Raw genomic sequence first — 20,564 nt, 5'->3', positions numbered from 1 at the left:
GACATCACCTAGAAATTTAAATTCCAATCACGGTGTTGCTTAATAGCATCTTGTAATTGGTCGATATGATTAGATTGATACTCTTCTGTAATAGCTTTAGCAATTTCGAATGCAATAACATGTTCACAAACAACACTTGCTGCTGGAACGGCACAGCTATCAGAACGTTCGATTGTAGCTTTATAATCTTCTTTAGTTTCAATGTCTACCGAGTTTAATGGTTTGTATAGTGTAGGAATTGGTTTCATAACACCATTTATAACAATAGGCATACCATTAGACATGCCACCTTCTAAACCACCTAAATGATTTGAAAGTCGGTAATATCCCTTTTCTGGATCGTATGCTATTTCATCTTGGATTTCACTGCCTGGTTTTTCAGCAGCTTTAAAGCCTTCACCAAAACTTACACCTTTGAAAGCATTTATACTTACAACAGCTTGAGCCAATCTGCCGTCTAGTTTTCTATCGTATTGTACGTAACTACCGATGCCAGCTGGTAAGTTTTCCACTACAACTTCAACTATACCGCCAATAGAATCGCCTTCTTTTTTAGCTGCGTCAATTCTCTCACGCATTTTGTCTGCTACATCATCACTAATACAACGTACATCATTATGATCTATGTTTGCTTTTACTTCATCAAGTGTATATTCATAGTCATCTTTAATTCCGCCAATTTCTATAACGCGTGAATAAATATCAATATCTAATTGTTTTAATAATATTTTAGAAACAGCACCAACAGCAACTCTAGCAGCTGTTTCACGTGCAGATGAACGTTCAAGAACATTTCTTAAATCTCTATGGTTATATTTCATACCACCTACTAAATCTGCATGTCCGGGTCTAGGTTTTGTAATAACACGTTTCATATTTTGAGCTTCTTCTTCAGTTAAAGCGTCTGCTCCCATGATTTTTCTCCAATGTTTAAAGTCATCGTTTGTTACGATAAGTGTAATAGGACTACCTAAAGTATAACCATGTCTTACACCAGAAACAATTTCTACTGAATCTTTCTCAATTTGCATACGACGTCCACGGCCATAACCGCCTTGACGCTTAAACATTTCTTCATTTATTTCATTTACATCGATTTTAAGATTAGCTGGGACACCTTCAATAATGATAGTTAATTGTGGGCCATGTGATTCGCCTGATGTTAAGTAACGCATATTATCTCTCCCTACTGTTAATTAAATATAAAATTAATCATATCATATTTAACGCGTTAAATTAACAAAAAGAAAGGATTAGTTTAACAAAAATTCGTTAAACTAATCCATATATTAATTATTCTTCATAAACCCAATTTTCATTGTTTAATTTATAGTCATTAAGTTCAGACTCATTAAACCATAAGTTAATCTCACGTTCTGCAGATTCATTTGAATCTGAGCCATGTATAATATTTCTACCTAAATCTAAACCGTAATCTCCTCTAATTGTACCTGGAGCAGCTTTAGATGGGTTAGTTTCACCTACAAGTGTTCTTGTAACTTCTACAACATTGTTTCCTTCAACAACCATAGCAAAAACAGGTCCTGAAGTAATAAAGCTAACCAATGCGTTAAAGAATGGTTTATCTGTATGTTCTGAATAATGTTCTTTAGCTAATGCTTCATCAGCTTGAAATAACTTTGCAGCAACAAGCTTTAAACCTTTTCTTTCTAATCTAGTAACGATTTCCCCTATAAGATTTCTTTGCACCGCATCTGGTTTAATCATTAAAAAAGTTCTGTCCATATGTAATCCCTACCTTTGTTTTATGTAAATCCAAGATAAGTTTATCACTGTGGGACTCCACTTGCAACCGCTTTCTAGTGGTTTCTGTTACCTATTTTTTTAATAATTTCAGCTAGCATTTTTTGGCCGGATTCATTTTCGAGAGAACTGATTAGTTTTTCCGCTTTTTTCAAGTAGTTATTACTCACTTCTTTAGACTTTTGTAATTCTTCAGATTCAATAACTTCTTGTATAACAGCGTTAAATACTTCATCAGAACTATCTATACTTAGTTGCTGTATTTTATCTTTGAACTGTTTAGAATTTTTCATTCTAAGTAATACTGGTAAAGTTAAATGTCCATTTCTTAAATCTGATCCTACTGGCTTACCAAGTTTCTTTTCAGTGCTTGTGAAATCTAAAATATCATCTATAATTTGATAACTCATACCAATATAATACCCAATTTTACCAAGCTTTTGAGCTGTCTCGTCACTTGTTCGAGCACTATAAGCACCTAGTTCAGTTGATAATGAAATTAAAAGTGCCGTTTTTCGTTTTATTCGCCTTAAATAGTTTGTAATAGATTGATCAGCAACAAATTGGTCTTCAAATTGGAATAACTCGCCACGGCATACTTCTATTATACCTTTAGCTAATTGCTCGTGTAATTTTTCGTGTTCTATTGTACTCACGACGTTTAAGGACTGAGATAATAAATAATTTCCTGTAAGGACAGCGGTCTGGGTATCCCACTTCTTTGCAATGGTATATTTACCTCTCCGTTTATCACTTTTATCAATTACATCATCATGAACTAAACTAGCCATATGTATTAATTCAAGTGTCGTAGCGACTGCTCTAACATCTTTTGACCCACTATCACCAAATTGACTAGCAATAAGCGTGAAAAGTGGTCTAATACGTTTACCCCCAGAAGATAATAAATATTGGCAAGCTTCATTAACAGTACTTTGCTCACTATTAATATAACTGTTAAGAAGCTTTTCTACTTCTTTTACTTCTTTATTTAAGTTTATCTTTGTTTTGTCATACATGTGATCACCTTTTTATTTAGGTTTATAAGCTAAATGCATAGCCGCTACGCCACCAGTAAATCCTTTATATTTAATTCTTTCATAACCAACATCTGCAAACATTTGAGCAAGTTCTTTTTTACCTGGGAAGTTTTGAGTTGATTCTTGAAGCCAATTGTACTCTTGTAAAGATTTTGCAAATAATTTGCCGAATAATGGCATGATGTTTTTGAAATAAAAACTATATAATTGTTTGAATACTGGTATAGTTGGTTGACTCGTTTCTAAACATACTACCATACCGCCTGGTTTAACAACACGTTTTAATTCGTTTAATACATGCTTGTAGTCTGGTACATTTCGCAAACCAAAACCAATTGTCACATAATCGAATTCATCGTCTTCAAAAGGTAGATTCATTGCATCGCCATGTATTAAATGGATATTAGCCATATTTTCGGTTTTCTTTTTACCTACTTCTAACATGTTTTCGCTGAAATCTAATCCTACTACTTCTCCATATGGGCCAACTGCGTGACTTAATTGAATTGACCAATCAGCAGTTCCACAACAAACATCTAGAGCTTTGCTGCCAGGTTTAACGTTCATTTCTTTCATAACGTATTTACGCCATCTTTTATGTTGTTCAAAGCTTATAATATTATTTAAAGTATCATATTTTCCAGATATATTTTGAAAAACGTGATGTACGTGTTCTGATTTAGATTTATTGTCCACTATTTATTCAGTCCTTTGGTTTCTTTTATAATAGTATGCGTATATCTCTTCTTTTATAGATTCTTTATCTAATTCAATATCAAAGTAGTCTAATAAAGTTAAAATAAATATAGATTCAATTTCTTTTAGAGAATCAATATTATTTTGAGACTTGCTATCTATAAGAGTTTGTTTTAGTTCGTTTTGTTTACTAATTGCTTTAGTCATAATATCTAAAAATTGCAAATCTCTATGTAATGTAGCACATTTGTAAAAGTACGCACTTACAAGATCTCCGATTAGAATATCTTGATTGGATACACCAGGCTCTCCAATTCTATTTAAAAAGCGCATTGAGGCATCTATAGATATTGTAGCAAGCTTAGCATTTATATCAATATTAATATCATTTAATATATTTGCTATTATTGGATTGACTACTGGTATACGACTATTATTAACGCCTTTTAACAATTCAGCAACTTCTTTATTATAAATTTTTTCTATATTATCCATCTTATCACCTCAACATTATCACCTATATATCTTAACACTAACTTTATTGAAATGAAAATGCATATATTTAAAGAAATAAAAGAAATAAGACAAATAAAAAAAGCCCTTAAAAAGGGCTTAGATACAATTCATTATTTAACTGCATCTTTTAATGCTTTACCTGCTTTAAAAGCTGGAACTTTGCTTGCAGGGATATCAATTTCTTTACCAGTCTGAGGGTTACGTCCTTTACGAGCAGCTCTTTCGCGTACTTCAAAGTTACCGAAACCAATTAATTGTACTTTCTCACCATCTGATAAAGATTTTTGAATTGATTCGAACACTGCATCTACAGCAAGACCAGCTTCTTTTTTAGTTAAATTAGCTTTCTCACTTACTGAATTGATTAATTCTGTTTTGTTCATTTCAAATTCACCTCCCAAAAGGTTATCTAATGATATGTATAATACCATTATGATAAGACTTTAACACAACAACCTGTGTCACTGCAACGATTTACAAGCTATAAATGCACTATTTTTCGAATTTTATTAATAATTTTTCACTTTTGATTTAAAAACGGGTTCTTTATCACTATTTATTGTAAATTCGGGCGAATAAGCTGGTAGTACTGGCGAATCTTCATACAATAATTTTCTGATGTCCGTTCCTGGTTTTGGAAGGTCTTTTCGTTTTTTAATTTCTTTAGATAAATCTAGCCTATAATCAATAATAAAATCATTTCCGCCATTCATATATACTGGTAATCTTTCATTGCTATATGGGCTTGGTACAGTTGGTTTCTTTTTAAAACCATACTTCTTATAATCAATTTCATAAACATTTGGTGCTACTTTATCACCTAACTGAAGTGGTTCACCGCTAGCATCTATGCGTATTCTAATATCTTTTAATACTTCGGAAGTTCTTAAATCGATTAAATAAACAGTAGGATCTTTATCTACATCCATAATGACGTATTGATAAATACCACCATTCTCAAAAGAATTACCTGGTAATTGAGATATAAATTTAGGTTTTAATTTATTGAAGTCAACTGGATGTTGTAGGTAAATCGAGTAGCTTTCATCTCTTTCTTTGATAGGTAATAAACCATCATTGGCTTTTTGATATTCATCTACAGCCGTTTGGACGATGCTTAATTGATCTTTAGCAGGAACTTGATTTTCTGCCTTTTCTTTATCAGGAAAAGCACATGCTGATAACAACAACACACAAGTAAATAATAATATGTAAATACGCTTTTGTTTATCCATGGCTTGACCCACCTAAAACGACAATCATTAAGACGCCTGCCAATATAAGTGATATTACCGCTAGAAACATCGTAATACCACTTATGATTCTATTACTAAATTTAAACCTTGATAAATATACAAATACTATTGCTAATATCATAAATCCAATTGAATAAAAAGATACCCACATTAAATCCATTCTTGAAATATCAAACATTTCACTACCCCACTTGCTTAAATATTCTCAGACTTCTTATCTCGTTCCATCAAATCTCTAACCCCATCTGGTACAGGATAATCTTCGAATAATACTTTATATAGACTTGATGTAATTGGCATTTCAACGTCATACTTTTGAGCAAGATGATAAGCAGCTTTAGTTGTACGAACACCTTCTACTACCATGTTCATTTCTTCTAAAGCTTCATCTAAAGTTGCTCCTTGACCCAGCATATTTCCACATTTCCAGTTTCTAGAATGTACAGAAGTACATGTAACGATTAAATCACCGATACCGCCTAATCCTAAGAAGGTCATAGGATCTGCGCCCATTTTAACGCCTAATCGCGTGATTTCTGCTAATCCTCTTGTTATAAGTGCTGCTTTTGCATTATCGCCGTAGCCTATTCCATCAGTTATACCTGAAGCCAGTGCGATTATATTTTTTAAAGCCCCACCAATTTCAATTCCAACTAAATCGTTGTTTGTATAAACTCGGAAATAATCAGTCATAAATAGATCTTGAGCTAGTCTCGCTACTTCTTGATTTTCAGAAGATACAGATACTGTAGTAGGATGTTTAATTGCAACTTCTTCTGCGTGACTTGGTCCAGATAGTACAGCGATACCGCCGTTAATTTTGCTGTCTATTGATTCATATATCATCTCAGATATTCTCTTGAATGTATCAGGTTCAATTCCTTTAGATACATGAATAAAGATTTTCTTTCCATATGCAATATCGTTAATATTTGTAGAAACTTCTCGTATCGCTTTTGTAGGTACAGCGATTATATAAATTGATGAATGATGTACAGCATCCTTTAAGTCCATCGTAGATTTAATGGATTCATTAATTGATATATCTTTTAAATATTTATGATTGCTGTGTTCTTTATTTATTTCGTTTACAGTTTTTTCAGTTTTGCCCCACATTAGTACGTTGTGATTATTATCTGCTAAAACGTTAGCTAAAGCAGTTCCCCAACTTCCAGTACCAAATACAGTAATATTTGACATAGTTATCCATCCTTTTTCTTTAGTTTCTTTTTCTTGAAATTAAGTGGATAGGTGTTCCCTCATATCCAAAAGCATCTCTAATTCGATTCTCTAAAAATCGTTTATAAGAGAAATGCATTAATTCAACATCGTTAACAAAAATAACGAATGTTGGAGGTTGTATAGCAACTTGTGTCGCATAGAATATATTCAATCTTCTACCATTATCAGTTGGTGTAGGATTCATTGCAACAGCGTCTGTAATAACCTCATTAAGTGTCGAACTTTGTACACGTTTACGATGATTTTCATCAGCCATTTGTATGAATGGGAATAATGTTCTTAGTCTAGATTTCTCTAGAGCTGATACGAAAGCTATTGGTGCATAATCTAAGAATTGGAAGTTATCTCTAACTTTCTTTTCGAATTTCTTCATAGTATTTGAATCTTTTTCTACTGTATCCCATTTATTAACTACTATTACAATTGCTTTACCAGCTTCATGTGCATAACCAGCTACTTTTTTATCTTGTTCGATTATGCCTTCTTCAGCATCAATTACAACGAGTACTACATTAGATCTTTCTATTGCTTTTAATGCTCTTAATACTGAATATTTTTCAGTGCTTTCATATACTTTACCTTTTTTCCTCATTCCTGCTGTATCAATTAATACATATTCTTGATCTTCATAATTGTATACAGTATCGATAGCATCTCTAGTTGTACCAGCGATTGGCGAAACGATAACACGTTCTTCACCTAGAATCGCATTGATTAAACTTGATTTACCAACATTAGGACGACCAATTAAAGATAATTTAATTGTTTCATCATCATATTCAGGGTCTTGTTCAGTTGGGAAGTGTTTAGCCGCTTCATCCAACAAATCACCTAAACCTAATCCATGGGAGCCTGATATCGGGAAAGGTTCTCCAAATCCTAATGAATAGAAGTCATATATTTCACTTCTCATCTCAGGGTTATCAATCTTGTTCACTGCTAATACAACTGGTTTATTAGACTTATACAAAATTTTAGCAACCATTTCATCAGCTTGAGTGACACCTTCTCTACCATTTACCATAAAGATGATGACATCCGCTTCATCAATTGCTACTTCTGCCTGTGCAGTTATTTGTTTTTGGAAAGGTTCATCACCTAAATCTATTCCACCAGTATCTATTAAGTTAAAGTCATGTGTTAACCATTCACCACTAGAATAAATTCTATCTCTTGTGATACCTGGTGTATCTTCAACTATTGATACTCTTTCACCAATAATTCTATTAAAAATTGTAGATTTCCCTACGTTAGGTTTCCCTACAATCGCTATAATGGGTTTTGTCATAAACCGTCTTCCTCTCATTCATAATCCTTTTTATTTTAACATATCATCGCTATTTAGCCTATGAAATATAAAAAGAGCTTTAATTTAATAATTTATCATATCATGTAATGTTGTAAAAAATAAAAACGACTGCTAATAAAGGTCTACTTCCTCTAATAGCAGTCTCATGTCATATCCTATAATTTTATAGTTTGAAATTCTTTAACTTGTCTCCGAAAACATCACCTAATGTAGGGTTATCTTCATCTGAATCTGATTGATTTAAATATGATTCATCATAGTCAGTTTCTTGTTCGATTGTATCTTTAATAGATAATGAAATTCTTTCTTCGTCTTTATCTATACCTAAGATTTTCACTTGAACGTTTTGACCTTTTTCTAATACTTCCTCAGGATTGCCAATGTGTTCGTGGCTAATTTGAGATATGTGAACTAAACCTTGTAATCCAGCAGCAATTTCAACAAAAGCACCAAATTGAGCTAAACGCACAACTTTACCTGGTACAATATCGCCTACATTAAATTCTGATTCGATTTGTTCGAATGGACTTGGTAAAGTGTCTTTAATTGAAAGCGAGATTCTTTCCGCTTCACGATCAACAGCTCTTACTTTAACTTTTACATTATCTCCAACTTGAACGACTTCATCAGGCGTTTTAACATGATTATGTGATAATTCAGAAACGTGCACTAATCCATCTACTCCACCTAAGTCAATAAACGCACCGAAGTTAGCAATTCTAGCAACTCTTCCTTCTAGAATGTCTCCTTGAGAAAGATTGTCTAATAACGCTTCTTTCTTAACGTCTAATGATTCTTGTTCCACTTTCTTGTGGCTTAGAATCACTCTGTTATTAGTTTGATCAAGTTCTTCTACTTTTAATGTTAAGACTTTTCCTAAATAGTCAGAGAAGTCTTCGATATAATGAACAGAAATTAAAGAAGCAGGTATGAAACCTCTTATACCAGCATCTACTACTAGTCCACCTTTAACTACTTCTGTTACTTCAGCCTCAATTGTTTCATCATTTTCTTGGATTTTTTGAAGTTTGTCATATGATAAATTTTCATCTAGTTTACGCTTAGATAATATATAATGACCGCTTTCTTCGTTTTGTTCAATTTTAGTTACGAAAGCTTCGATTTCATCACCAATATTGACGACTTCATTAGCTGTTTCGATGTGTTGAGTTGACAGTTGGCTTATTGGAATGATGCCATCAAATTTACCACCATCAATGTGTACAACTACATGTTTGTCTTCAATTTGTTGCACCGTACCTTTTACTTTGTCACCTTCTTGCACTTCATTTATCATGGATTCGTTGAATTCTTCCGTCATCAAAATTGCCTCCTTAAAATAAATATCTTAATATTAACTTCTTATAAAGAAGCTAAATTGTCAAGAAATTCGTACTATTTACACCATTTTGACTTTTGCCAAATTTATAATTTCATTTGTCACTTCGTCAATGGATAAACCTGTTGTATCAATACTTATTGCATCTTCCGCTTTCACAAGCGGTGAGATTTCACGATTCATATCAAATTGATCTCTTCGCTCAATGTCAATTTTTAAACTTTCTAAATCTGATTCAATGCCTCTTAGTTCATTATCTTTTAATCTTCTTAAGGCACGTTCTTCTACAGATGCTATCATGTATACTTTTAACTCTGCATCCGGTAATACTGTTGTCCCTACATCTCTACCGTCCATCACAACATTTTTTTCTTGAGCTAACTTTTGTTGTTCCTCTACTAAAAATGTTCTAACAGGTTCTTGTGAAGCTACATGAGAAACTTTTTCTGTAACATCATTCTCTCTAATTCTTTCTGATACATCAACATCGTTTAAAATGACACGCTGACCATTTTGTAAAACAATTCTTAAATCGATGTTTTGAACAAGCTGGCTAAAATCTTCTGTCTCTTGTTCGATATAATAAAGCGTAATTGCTCTATACATAGCACCAGTATCTATATAAATCATATTGAAATGCTGTGCTACTAATTTAGCAATGGTACTTTTTCCAGCAGCTGCTGGTCCATCTATAGCTATATTTATTTTACTCATTTCCTTAACCTCTCTTGTTCTTTAATCTTATATATTTTATCATAAATTATAAACTTATGAACAGGAGGAAAGATATGAAGCGAATTTTAGTAATTCATACTGGTGGAACAATTAGCATGTCAGAAGATAAAGATACAGGTAAAGTCGAAACAAACGAAGAGCATCCAATGCATAGGCATCAAGCTTTTATACAATCACTTGGAGACATAGAAGAGATTAATCCTTTCCAAGTTCCTTCTCCACATATGAACAATGATTATATCATCATTTTAAAAAATATTATTACTGATGCTATAGAAAAAGATGCATATGATGCTTTTGTTATTACGCACGGTACAGATACTTTGGAAGAAACAGCATATTTGTTAGATTTAACAATAGATACATCATTACCAATTATTTTAACTGGTGCGATGAGATCTTCAAATGAAATTGGTTCTGACGGATTATATAATTATGTTTCAGCATTAAAAGTAGCTTCAGAAGACGAAGCGCGTAATAAAGGTGTCATGGTCGTCTTTAATGACGAAATTCATACAGCTAAAAATGTTACAAAAACGCATACGTCAAATACGAGTACTTTCCAAAGTCCTAACTATGGACCAATCGGTAGTGTAACTAAGACACATGTTATATTTCATCATCAACCTTTTCCTTATAAGAAATACCCTGAAATTAACCCAAATACCAAAATCGGCTTAATCAAAGCACATATGGACATATCTAGTGATATATTTAATTTCTTTGTAGAACATCAATACAATGGTTTAGTTGTTGAAGCGCTCGGACAAGGTAATTTACCCCCAACTGCTCTAGATGGCTTACATAAGTTAATGGATGCGCATATACCAGTAGTAGTCGTATCTCGTTCCTTTAACGGAATAGTAGATGGTATATATGCATATGAAGGCGGAGGTTCACAACTTCAAAATATGGGCTTAATTTTCTCAAACGGCTTAAATGGTCAAAAAGCACGATTAAAATTGTTAGTCGGTTTAAGTAATCATTTAAATAAAGAACAATTGAAAACATATTTCGCGTAAAATAAAAAATCCTTTTTATGAGTGTATTACTCACAAAAAGGATTTTGTTTTATGATTCCAGTGGTGTTTGCTTTTTTCTAGCTATTTCTTGTGCGATTGTACCACCATGATATTTACCATTTTCAATAAAGATTGTGTTGGCATCATTACCAGCTGCTATTACACCAGCTATAAATAGATTTTCAACATTTGATTCCATGGTATCTTTATTGTATGAAGGCGCTGTGCCATATTCATTAGTTATTGTATCAATACCACATGATTCTAAGAACTTATAATCTGGGTGGTAACCAATCATTGCAAATACAAAATCGTTCTTAATTGTATATGATTTACCATCTTGATTATACGTTAAAGTCTCTTCGTCAATGTGCTCAACTTCACTGTTGAAATGCATTGTAATCTTTTCGTGATTTACCAATGATTCAAAGTTAGGTAAAATCCAAGGTTTTATACTTTTAGAGTATTCTGATCCACGATAAATTACTGTTACATTTGCACCCGCTTTTTCTAACTCGATAGCAGCATCTACTGCAGAGTTTTTGCCGCCTACGATTACAACGTCTTGATTAAAGTACGGATGTGCTTCTTTAAAGTAATGCATAACTTTATCTAACTCTTGGCCTTCTACATCTAATTCATTATGCTGACCATAATATCCTGTTGCTACAGTTAAAAATCTAACTTTATAAGTTTGTTTAGTTGTTGATACTAAAAATCGGTTATCAACTTTTTTTACAGTTAATACTTCTTCGAATGTTCTTACATCTAATTGATGATGTTTAACCACTTCTCTGTAATAAACAAGTGCTTGGTTTCTTTTAGGTTTTAAGTCTTCAACGATAAAAGGTACATCACCGATACCAAGTTTTTCACTTGATGAAAAGAATGTCTGATGCGTAGGGTAATGATATATAGCATCTACAACGTTCCCTTTTTCAATTACTACAGCGTTTATACCTTGACGTTTTTGTTCAATGGCTGCACTTAAGCCACATGGTCCACCACCAATTATTAGGCTTTCAAATTCTTGCATTTATTTCACTCCTTATAATATACCTTGATAATTATATCAATAAAGAGCTATAAATAAAATAAAATGAGCCCAAGACATAAATAATTGTCCTGGGCTCTATTTTTCTTAGTCTTCAGTTACATCTAGAACTTTGAATCCGTTTCTAGATAAATACTTAATGAATTTTTTAATGTTATCTGTCTTTTCAACTTTAATAATCATACGACGATACATTTTGTCTGTTTCATCAAATGTTACAAATGAAATAGTGTTTAATTTATATTTTGCAATAATATTAGATAGTCGCTTAATTCTACCTTCAGCATCCACTGAAGTAATCGCAATTCTTACCCCTTTTTGCTTCATACCGAATGCTGACTTAAATTGTTCCATTACATCATATCTTGTCACAATTCCAAGGAAGTCTTTATCATCGTTAACTACAGCAATAATCGGAAAATCTTGCAAGTTCAACAATGCTTCTTCAACGACTAAGTTTTCATTAAGTGAATGCAAGTCAATCGTCAGTATATCTTCAATTATTGTATCATCAATGAAATTATCTCTTGATACATTTTCCTTTTTAAAAAAGTAATGTCTAAAAATACTGTAACGTGTAATCATCCCGATATACTTGCCATGTTCAACAACTGGTAAACCGTCGATACCATGATGTTCTAACTTATCTAATGCTGAATGAATCGTATCTTTTGGATGTGCGATGTAACATTTTTCTTTAGGTATCATAATATTTGATAAATACATAATTCCATCCCCTTTAATTGATGTCTATGGTATTACTAAATCTTGACCTTGAGAAATACTGTTTCCAGAAATACCATTTGCTTGTCTAATTTTTTCAACGTTTTCAGCTGAACCGTCACCATAATATTGTATAGCAATTCGGTACAAGTTCTCTTTACCAGTTACAGTATGAGATTCTTGGCCTTGACTTTGATTAGACTGATTGTTTTGGTTATTTTGGGCGTTTTGACCATTTTGCCCATTCTGATTGTTCGCTGCATCATCAGCTGCATTTTGAACATCATCATTGCTTGAATCTGAATTTTGACCGTATTGATTTACGTTTTGATCGCTATTTTGGTCTGGTTGTGAAGCTTGGTTGTTATTAGAAGCGTCATCACTAGCATTTTCATTACTGTCACTATTATCATTATTCGAATTGCTATCATCATTTGAACTATTAGATGATTTATCACTATCATCGCTTGATTGTTTATCTTCATCTGATGATTTATTAGATTTATCGTCTTCTTCTTTATTTTTTCTATCTTTTTCAGCTTGCTCGTCAGCTTTTTTCTTAGCATCGCTATTTGTCTGAGATGTCTTTTCTGCTAATTCTTTACCATTATCATTATTTGTACCGTTTAAATATGTGCCTAAGAATATTGCTAAAGCACCAAGTATCAATATTGCTGCAACGATTGGTATAATGGCTTTTTTAAACTTGTTTGAACCATCACCATTTCCATTACCGCCGTTTCCGCTTCCGCCACTTGGAGGTGTTCCTCCACCACCAGATGCTCCAGCTCCGGCTGCACCGGCTGCGCCTGTCGCTCCTGCGGCACCAGCTGCTGCACCTTTCTTCTTATTAGAATGATCTTTATTATCTTTCTTAGAATCTGTTTCAGCAGCACTATTATTTTTAGAATTAGCTGCTAAACCTGCCGCGCCTGCTGCACCGGCACCTACAGCAGCCGCTCCAGCTGCTTTTTTCTTATTAGAACCTTTATCTTCTTTATTTGTATCTTTAGATGTTTCGTCTTTATCCTTTGGAGAAGCATTTCCAGATTGAGAAGATGTAGCTGCGCCAGCCGCTGCTGTTCCTGCAACTTTACCTTTTTTGTTTTGTTTGCCTTTTTGATTTTTATCGTCTGTATCTTTTTCAGGTTTATCTGTTAAAGATTTTTTAGAATTTTTGTTTGCATTTACAGCGCCCGTTGCTCCTGCAACTCCAGCAGCGCCTGCTGCTGCACCTTTATGATTCTTATCTTGCTTTTGTTCAACTTGATCAGTGCTTTTATCTGTTTCTTTAGGTTGTGAAGCTTGTTTTTGCGCTTCTTCTTTTCTTCGTTGTCTTCTTAACGCGCCTCTTGGAGGATACTGTTGTTTGTCTTTCTTTTGCTGTCTATTTTGTTTTCTGCTTTCTTTCCGACTAGATTGATTATCTTGATTATTTTGATTCTCTTTAATATCTTCTTGAGAATCATTTAGTTCTTGATCTGCTTTGTCTTCAGTTCGCTCTATCGGTTGACGACTTTTCTCGAATTCGTCTTTGAAATTATCTTTAGACAATAAACTCACCTCTTCATTATCTTTTTAAATTTATATACTTAATATTTAGTATACTTTATTATATCCCTGTTCAACTTACCAAGTAAAGCAATCCTATTAAAATATTGCATTTAATCTTTCTTTGAATGTGGTCTTCTGTTTTACTTCTTTTTTGTTTGGTTCATTTAGCAATTCAACATTCTTACAATTGTCACAACAAAGATTATCTTGTTTCACATATTCATCAAAATACTTTAATAAATATATTCTTCGGCATGATTCTAGCCTTATATAATTTAATATGTAACGATAAGCATTAAATTTTTGTTCTTGTTCTTTTAATATTTTTTGCTTTAATTGTTCCATAGGATATAACTCTAAAAGGAACTGAATATTTCTAGAAAGTTCCTCATTTATTTGATACCCTTCTTCAAACAAATTAAGCACATCAATATCTAAACTATTTTCATTTGCTAAATGGTTCAATATCATTAAATCTCTATCTGTATATAAACTGATTGCTTGAGATGGTCTACCATCTCGTCCAGCTCTCCCCACTTCTTGTACATATTTTGAAGGAGAAGTTGATAAATGATAATGGATTACCGTTCTTACATCTTGCTTATTAATCCCCATTCCAAAAGCGCTGGTAGCGACAATAATTTTAATATCATTATGAATAAATTGTGATTGTACAGTGGTTCTTTCTTGATAATCCAAATCCCCATGATATATCCCTGTTAGATAACCTGCTTTATAAATTTTTTCAGCAAGCTCATGACATTTTTTCTTTGAAGAAACATATATAATTGTAGGACCGGTTTTTTTAATTTCTTTTAACAACCAATTCTCTTTATCGTCTTCGCTCGAAAAATTAAAATGATGATACATTATATTTTCACGATTTAAACTTTCTTTGTGTAACTTGAACTTTCTATTTGTGATTTTTTCAATGTCGTTAAACATCTTATCTGTTAATGTAGCCGTTAATGCAATTACTTGAGCATCATTGAAATAATTTGTAACTTTTGAGATTAATGCATAGTGAGGTCTAAAATCGAATCCCCATTCACTTAAGCAATGCGCTTCGTCTATTACAATATATTTTAAAGATAAATTTCTAAAATGATTAAAATTATGATTTTCACATATAAATTCAGGACTACAGAAAATAAATTGATATTTGTTTAAATTGCGAAATACTTCGTCTTTTTCTTCTTTAGAAAGTGCTGAATGAATGGCGATAACATTTTTTTCGCCATTTATTTTCATTTGAGCTACTTGATCATCCATCAAAGAAATAAGGGGTGAAATGACAAGAACACTACCTCCAGTAATATAAGCAGGCAATTGATAGCATAAACTTTTCCCTGCTCCTGTAGAAAGTATGCTTAATACATCATGTCCATCTAAAATATATTGTATCGTTTCTTCTTGACCATTTCTAAAATCATCATAACCAAAATATTTTTTCAGTTCATCTTTTAACATAGATTTCCTCCATTGCATAAATAACGTACATTAATTTAATTTCAAAGTAACTTAAATTTTCAAGTTTCTCATAATAATATTTTAAATTTTGGTTAGGCTTTTCTTCAAATACTTCTATAAAATTGACGTAAGTTTCGTCATCTATGTATAGAGATTTATCGATTAAATAACCTTTAATATACATTTCAATAATGTGATCGTGTATTGTATGAGTCTTCACGTTTTTTAATTCTGCTAATCTTTCAATATTCGTTGTCTGATTTAATAATTGAAAAGTTGTTAAAGTTTGATAATTTAAACTAGCTTCAAATTTAATTTTCGATAAAATCGGATATTTCTCGCTATTTTCTAAACACTTTTGAATATATTGAAATTCTTGTATTAATTGTGACTTTAACTCTAGTACAGGAATATGTTCAAGAAGTGATATTTGTTCTACTGTGTAGGGCGTTTCACCAAATCCCGTCAATAAATAATGTACGTATACGATATTAAATTCATTTTCTATTTCTTCTAATAATTCGTAAATTTCGTTTATAAATAAATCGAATTTATCATTTTTAATAAATGTGTATAATTCTTTTGCCTTGAATTGAATAGATTTATCATTGATAATTGGTTGATAGAAGGAATGGTCATGCTTTTTATGACTAACCATTTGTATAACCAATAAAATCGTTTGAATTGTTTGATAAGCTTGTTCATAAAAAGTGTTGGCTTTAATTGGCTTATATTGTGAGTATGATCCATTTTCTATAATCGATTCAAAGTGATGATATTTTAAATTTGGTAAACAACCATAATAGAGTTTAAGATGTTCGATTGTAGCATCAAAATATGTTTGATGAGACTTTTTACCGATAAGAATATTATAAATACTTTTATTAGTTTTGAGTTCGTGTTTCATAGAGAGTGTTTTCATTATTATCTCTTGCAATTAAGTCACCTCATTTAATATAAAAATGTTGAAAAATATACATGTAATCACTAAAATAGTTATGTATAATAAGTGTAGCATGTTTTTTAAAGGAGGCGAAAATTTTGGCTAAATACACTATAGTAGATATGGATACATGTATTGCTTGCGGTGCATGTGGTGCAGCTGCCCCTGATATATACGATTATGATGATGAGGGTATCGCCTACGTAATATTAGACGACAATAAAGGAATCGAAGCTGTCCCGGAAGAATTACTCGAAGATATGGAAGACGCTTTCGAAGGTTGTCCTACAGATTCAATTAAAATAGCAGACGAACCGTTTGATGGAGATGCGCTTAAATTCGAATAATATATATAAGAGTATAAGACTTAAATGTCTTTCTCAAAAATAAATGAACTTAGGATAATAAATCCTTACTCAAAATAAAGTTCCTAACCTGTTTTCGTTAACGGGTTAGGAACTTTTATTTATGTTTTTGAATTAGGGTTAATCCAATAAGAAGCGTCTAAGCTTCCCTCAAATTTCTTACACATTAGAACCATATACTATGAGACAGAAATCTCCTACTAGTAAAAAAGCTGAAACATTTATTTCTGTCTCAGCTTTTCTTATTTGTTTTCTATCTTGTTATTGTTTTCAATTTATCAAATATCAATATATAGATGATTGCTATGATGACACCTTTGATGATATTAAAAGGTATAATACCTGCTGATACGATTGCTTTTAAATTGTGTGCTAAATCTGCAAGGTTCATTATTTGGCCATATAGTGGCAATAATACGAAGTAGTTCAATACGCTCATTAATATCGTCATCAATATAACACCTATTGCCAAACCGTACATCATGAATAATTTAGACTTTTTCATCTTATAAAAATAGTAAGTTGGAAGTATTAAACATACAGAAGCTAAAAAGTTTGCTGTATTTCCAATTGGTTCATGAGATACAATTAAAAAGTTAAAAATATTTTTGAATAGTGCAACTAAAATTCCTGAAACCGGACCGAATGTGAATGTCGCCACTAAAACGGGAACATCACTAAAATCCATAGTTAAATATGGTGGTAAAAATGGTAAAGGAAATTTTAAAAACATCAAAATAAAGCTAATTGCGATTAGCATACTTACCGTTAGTAAGCGCTTAGTTTTGTTATCGTTAGACATAATAACTCCTCCCATTCATCTCGTTAGAATAGGAGGAAAAGCAATAGCTAAATAAACCTAGCGCGTGCTAGATTATTCCTCCATCTTCTCCCATCCAGACTTTTACTGTCGGCCTTAGATTTACACTAAGTCAGCCAATATGAAATTAATCACATTGGGTCGCGGGCTATTACCGCCGGTATGGAATTACACCAAACCCCGAAGATGAATTTTTATTTAATTTTATTTTACGATTATATCTTAACACATTGCTAAGGGATTTTCATCAAATTAACTCATAAATATTTTATTTTGGTAAAGTGATTGTAAATTCTGTCCCTATTTGTTCTTTACTTTGCACATCTATACTACCTTCATGGGCATCTATTATTTTTTCAACAATAAATAATCCAAGGCCAGTTCCGTATTTACCTCTCGTACGAGAAGTATCCACTTTATAAAAACGATCAAATATTTGTTCTAAATGCTCTTTTGCAATGCCGACACCTGTATCTTTAACCTTGATTTGTACATAGTCTTCTAGACTATCATCAAATATAACGTCGATGCTATCTTCTTCGTGTGTGTACCTAATAGCATTATCTATTAAGTTTGTTAAGACTTGTTCTATTCTATCAACATCGCCATACCAAGTGTTGCCATCACCTACATGCTTAACTGAAAGTTTTAAATTATTTTCAATAGCTTGAGGCTTGAATTTTGTATCTATTTTATTAATTAATGTCGTGATGTTAAAGTCAGCCAATGAAACTTTAATACCTTCTGCGTCCATTTTAGCTACTTCTAATAATTCATTGACTAGGCGGCTTAATCTTTTCGATTCATCTAAAATAATATACAAGAAATCATCTACATCTTTTTTCTCTGTTACAACACCATCTACTATTGCTTCAGTATAGCCTTGTAACATAGATATAGGCGTTCTTAATTCGTGTGAGACACTTGCTATAAAGTCTTTCTTCATTTGATCCATATGATGTTCTTCTGTCATATCTCTAATGATAATGACGATACCTGATGACCCATCAATTTGAATACTTTCAATATAAGTAGATATTACGACATAATATTTATGTCCTAATTCATATTCGAAAAATTGAGTGTTCTTCTCTTTAAAAGTAACATTTCTTTGTTCACTCATATCTTTGTTCTCAAAGTCTTTTAATTCATTTAAGAATACGTCCGCTTTTGAGTTTGAAATAATAACTTCATTTTTATCATTGATACCAATGACACCATCAATCATTGAATTGATTAATTTTTCTTGAATATTGTTTTTAGACTTTACATCTTCTATATTTTTTCTAATATCTTTACTCATCTTATTAAATGCTAAACCTAGTTCACCTATTTCATCTCTCGTATAAATAGGTACTTTTTCTGTGTAATGACCTTTCGCTACTTTAAAAGCAGCATATTTAAGTTGAATAAGTGGTTTAGTAATTCGAGTTGAAAGAAAGAATGCAAATACTGTGCTGACAATCAATAATATGATAGCAGCTATCAATATACTTAACGTAATCACTTTTTGCGTTTCTTTTATTGAATTGATGTCTTGGAATAAAAATATACCCGCGTTATCACTTTGAAATGCTTGAGAAGGATAACCTAGTAAGATATAACGATGATCTTCACCGTTAACAGTTAGCTTAATCTCTTTTAAAACATGTTCATTGCTACGAAATACTTTGTTGAATGAAGGATTTTTTCTTATTTCATTAATCATTACCCCTTTTAAAGGATCTTCAGATTTTTCTTGTAAATCTTTTTTGTTTTTAATGATAATGAGTCCTGCTGGGTCTTCTACAAGCTCTCTTGCATAATCAATCGTGGAATCTTTTTCATGTGTATTTAGCATTAGTCGTTCAATTTTAGCTGCATTATTATATAAGTTTTCACCAATATTAGAGGTGTTGTAAGATTGGATAAATGTGATTAAAAAGCCACTTAATAAAAGTAAAACTGTCGTTACTATTAATATAATAGATAACCACAGTTTTACAACGACACTATTCAGCCGTCTCATTATTCAGGCGCCTCAAATTTATATCCAACACCCCATACAGTATGAATCATTTGAGCAGCTTCTTCAGATACACGATTTAGCTTTTCGCGTAATCTTTTTACGTGTGTATCTACAGTACGTAGGTCTCCGTAAAATTCATAATGCCATACTTCTTTAAGGAGTTGCTCACGATCGAATACTTTATCAGGTGATTTCGCTAAATATAATAATAATTCATATTCTTTAGGTGTTAAGTTCACTTCTTTTTGATCTGCTAATACACGATGAGCATCATTATCTATAACTAGATTTTCGAATACGATAAGATCTTTAGCAGTATTTGATTGATTGACTACGGCATGATTAGTTGTTCTTCTTAATAAAGCTTTAACTCGTAAAACTACTTCTCTTGGCGAGAATGGTTTTACAATATAATCATCTGCTCCAGATTCAAAACCTTCGACTCTATTATTTTCTTCACCTTTAGCAGTTAGCATAATAATAGGTGTAGATTTAGTTTCTCTTAGTCGTTTACATACTTCAATACCATCTAATTCTGGCAACATTAAATCTAGTAAAATACAATCATAATCTTCGTTTAAAGCTTTATCGATTGCGACTTGACCATTTTCTGCTTCATCTGTTTCGTACCCTTCTCTTTCAAGGTACATTGTTACTAATTTACGAATTCTATCTTCGTCGTCTACAACTAAAATACGGTCTGTCATT

22 protein-coding genes and 1 riboswitch are annotated in these 20,564 nt (G+C 32.1%); of the genes, 2 read left to right on the top strand and 20 right to left on the bottom strand.

The genetic code is table 11. The features are described from left to right. Positions 1–8: 8 nt before the first annotated feature. From aroC to cmk, 12 genes are all read right to left on the bottom strand, one after another. Complete coding sequence (aroC, locus tag ACNMOQ_RS07070; RefSeq protein WP_416350388.1) at positions 9–1,175, bottom strand: chorismate synthase; 1,167 nt, start codon at positions 1,173–1,175, stop codon at positions 9–11. A 118-nt stretch (positions 1,176–1,293) separates the two neighbouring features. After that, positions 1,294–1,746: a nucleoside-diphosphate kinase gene (ndk, locus tag ACNMOQ_RS07065; protein ID WP_064204568.1), complete on the bottom strand. Its 453-nt coding sequence runs from the start codon at positions 1,744–1,746 to the stop codon at positions 1,294–1,296. A gap of 74 nt (positions 1,747–1,820) precedes the next feature. Next, complete coding sequence (locus ACNMOQ_RS07060) at positions 1,821–2,783, bottom strand: polyprenyl synthetase family protein (RefSeq protein ID WP_103269574.1); 963 nt, start codon at positions 2,781–2,783, stop codon at positions 1,821–1,823. Positions 2,784–2,795: 12 nt separating this feature from the next. Then, a complete protein-coding gene (locus tag ACNMOQ_RS07055) occupies positions 2,796–3,503 on the bottom strand; it encodes a demethylmenaquinone methyltransferase (protein ID WP_026023674.1) in 708 nt (235 codons plus the stop codon). Next, complete coding sequence (locus ACNMOQ_RS07050; protein WP_416350387.1) at positions 3,504–3,995, bottom strand: hypothetical protein; 492 nt, start codon at positions 3,993–3,995, stop codon at positions 3,504–3,506. It lies immediately after the preceding gene. A gap of 131 nt (positions 3,996–4,126) precedes the next feature. Further along, entirely contained in the window at positions 4,127–4,399 is a 273-nt protein-coding gene (locus ACNMOQ_RS07045) for an HU family DNA-binding protein (RefSeq protein WP_016912122.1), read from the bottom strand. Between the two features lie 126 nt (positions 4,400–4,525). Continuing rightward, the gene (locus tag ACNMOQ_RS07040; RefSeq protein WP_064204565.1) at positions 4,526–5,251 is read right to left on the bottom strand and encodes a hypothetical protein; all 726 of its coding nucleotides are present in this window, start codon (positions 5,249–5,251) and stop codon (positions 4,526–4,528) included. Next, a complete protein-coding gene (locus ACNMOQ_RS07035; RefSeq protein WP_416350386.1) occupies positions 5,244–5,450 on the bottom strand; it encodes a DUF2768 domain-containing protein in 207 nt (68 codons plus the stop codon). Before ACNMOQ_RS07035 ends, ACNMOQ_RS07040 begins: the two co-directional genes overlap by 8 nt. A 17-nt stretch (positions 5,451–5,467) precedes the next feature. Next, positions 5,468–6,472: an NAD(P)H-dependent glycerol-3-phosphate dehydrogenase gene (locus ACNMOQ_RS07030; protein WP_016999989.1), complete on the bottom strand. Its 1,005-nt coding sequence runs from the start codon at positions 6,470–6,472 to the stop codon at positions 5,468–5,470. 19 nt (positions 6,473–6,491) lie between these two features. Then, positions 6,492–7,802, bottom strand: a complete 1,311-nt coding sequence (der, locus tag ACNMOQ_RS07025; protein WP_016999990.1) for a ribosome biogenesis GTPase Der — start codon at positions 7,800–7,802, stop codon at positions 6,492–6,494. 184 nt (positions 7,803–7,986) lie between these two features. Continuing rightward, positions 7,987–9,144, bottom strand: a complete 1,158-nt coding sequence (rpsA, locus tag ACNMOQ_RS07020; RefSeq protein WP_016999991.1) for a 30S ribosomal protein S1 — start codon at positions 9,142–9,144, stop codon at positions 7,987–7,989. A 78-nt stretch (positions 9,145–9,222) separates the two neighbouring features. After that, the gene (gene cmk, locus ACNMOQ_RS07015; RefSeq protein ID WP_064204564.1) at positions 9,223–9,876 is read right to left on the bottom strand and encodes a (d)CMP kinase; all 654 of its coding nucleotides are present in this window, start codon (positions 9,874–9,876) and stop codon (positions 9,223–9,225) included. Between the two features lie 74 nt (positions 9,877–9,950). Here cmk and ACNMOQ_RS07010 point away from each other — a divergent pair, with 74 nt between their 5' ends. After that, positions 9,951–10,919, top strand: coding sequence for an asparaginase (locus ACNMOQ_RS07010; protein ID WP_064204563.1), 969 nt, complete (start codon positions 9,951–9,953; stop codon positions 10,917–10,919). Positions 10,920–10,968: 49 nt separating this feature from the next. On the opposite strand, the gene ACNMOQ_RS07005 is transcribed toward ACNMOQ_RS07010, so the two are convergent. The 5 genes from ACNMOQ_RS07005 to ACNMOQ_RS06985 form a co-directional block, all read right to left on the bottom strand. Then, positions 10,969–11,955 (bottom strand): YpdA family putative bacillithiol disulfide reductase, encoded by a 987-nt coding sequence (locus ACNMOQ_RS07005; RefSeq protein WP_016999994.1) that lies wholly within the window; start codon positions 11,953–11,955, stop codon positions 10,969–10,971. 105 nt (positions 11,956–12,060) lie between these two features. Beyond that, entirely contained in the window at positions 12,061–12,699 is a 639-nt protein-coding gene (locus ACNMOQ_RS07000) for a CBS domain-containing protein (RefSeq protein ID WP_016999995.1), read from the bottom strand. 24 nt (positions 12,700–12,723) lie between these two features. Then, the gene (locus tag ACNMOQ_RS06995; protein ID WP_416350385.1) at positions 12,724–14,250 is read right to left on the bottom strand and encodes a LysM peptidoglycan-binding domain-containing protein; all 1,527 of its coding nucleotides are present in this window, start codon (positions 14,248–14,250) and stop codon (positions 12,724–12,726) included. A 96-nt stretch (positions 14,251–14,346) separates the two neighbouring features. Beyond that, the gene (locus ACNMOQ_RS06990) at positions 14,347–15,720 is read right to left on the bottom strand and encodes a RecQ family ATP-dependent DNA helicase (protein WP_064204560.1); all 1,374 of its coding nucleotides are present in this window, start codon (positions 15,718–15,720) and stop codon (positions 14,347–14,349) included. Beyond that, a complete protein-coding gene (locus tag ACNMOQ_RS06985; protein WP_237714332.1) occupies positions 15,707–16,627 on the bottom strand; it encodes a helix-turn-helix domain-containing protein in 921 nt (306 codons plus the stop codon). Before ACNMOQ_RS06985 ends, ACNMOQ_RS06990 begins: the two co-directional genes overlap by 14 nt. A 134-nt stretch (positions 16,628–16,761) precedes the next feature. On the opposite strand from ACNMOQ_RS06985, the gene ACNMOQ_RS06980 reads away from it, so the two are divergent. Beyond that, positions 16,762–17,010, top strand: a complete 249-nt coding sequence (locus ACNMOQ_RS06980; RefSeq protein ID WP_016999149.1) for a ferredoxin — start codon at positions 16,762–16,764, stop codon at positions 17,008–17,010. 271 nt (positions 17,011–17,281) lie between these two features. Here the strand turns inward: ACNMOQ_RS06980 and ACNMOQ_RS06975 are convergent, their stop codons facing one another. The 3 genes from ACNMOQ_RS06975 to ACNMOQ_RS06965 all read right to left on the bottom strand — a co-directional run bounded on the left by ACNMOQ_RS06975 (position 17,282) and on the right by ACNMOQ_RS06965 (position 20,563). Next, entirely contained in the window at positions 17,282–17,830 is a 549-nt protein-coding gene (locus ACNMOQ_RS06975; RefSeq protein WP_016999148.1) for an ECF transporter S component, read from the bottom strand. Between the two features lie 78 nt (positions 17,831–17,908). Continuing rightward, positions 17,909–18,040: riboswitch (FMN riboswitch) on the bottom strand. A gap of 76 nt (positions 18,041–18,116) precedes the next feature. Beyond that, positions 18,117–19,856 (bottom strand): ATP-binding protein, encoded by a 1,740-nt coding sequence (locus ACNMOQ_RS06970; protein ID WP_016999147.1) that lies wholly within the window; start codon positions 19,854–19,856, stop codon positions 18,117–18,119. Continuing rightward, a complete protein-coding gene (locus ACNMOQ_RS06965) occupies positions 19,856–20,563 on the bottom strand; it encodes a response regulator transcription factor (protein WP_016999146.1) in 708 nt (235 codons plus the stop codon). Before ACNMOQ_RS06965 ends, ACNMOQ_RS06970 begins: the two co-directional genes overlap by 1 nt. Between the last annotated feature and the right edge of the window lies 1 nt (position 20,564).

Source organism: Mammaliicoccus lentus, from assembly GCF_947036595.1.
Taxonomy (GTDB): domain Bacteria; phylum Bacillota; class Bacilli; order Staphylococcales; family Staphylococcaceae; genus Mammaliicoccus; species Mammaliicoccus lentus.
This window is presented reverse-complemented; position numbering and strand designations above follow the sequence as displayed.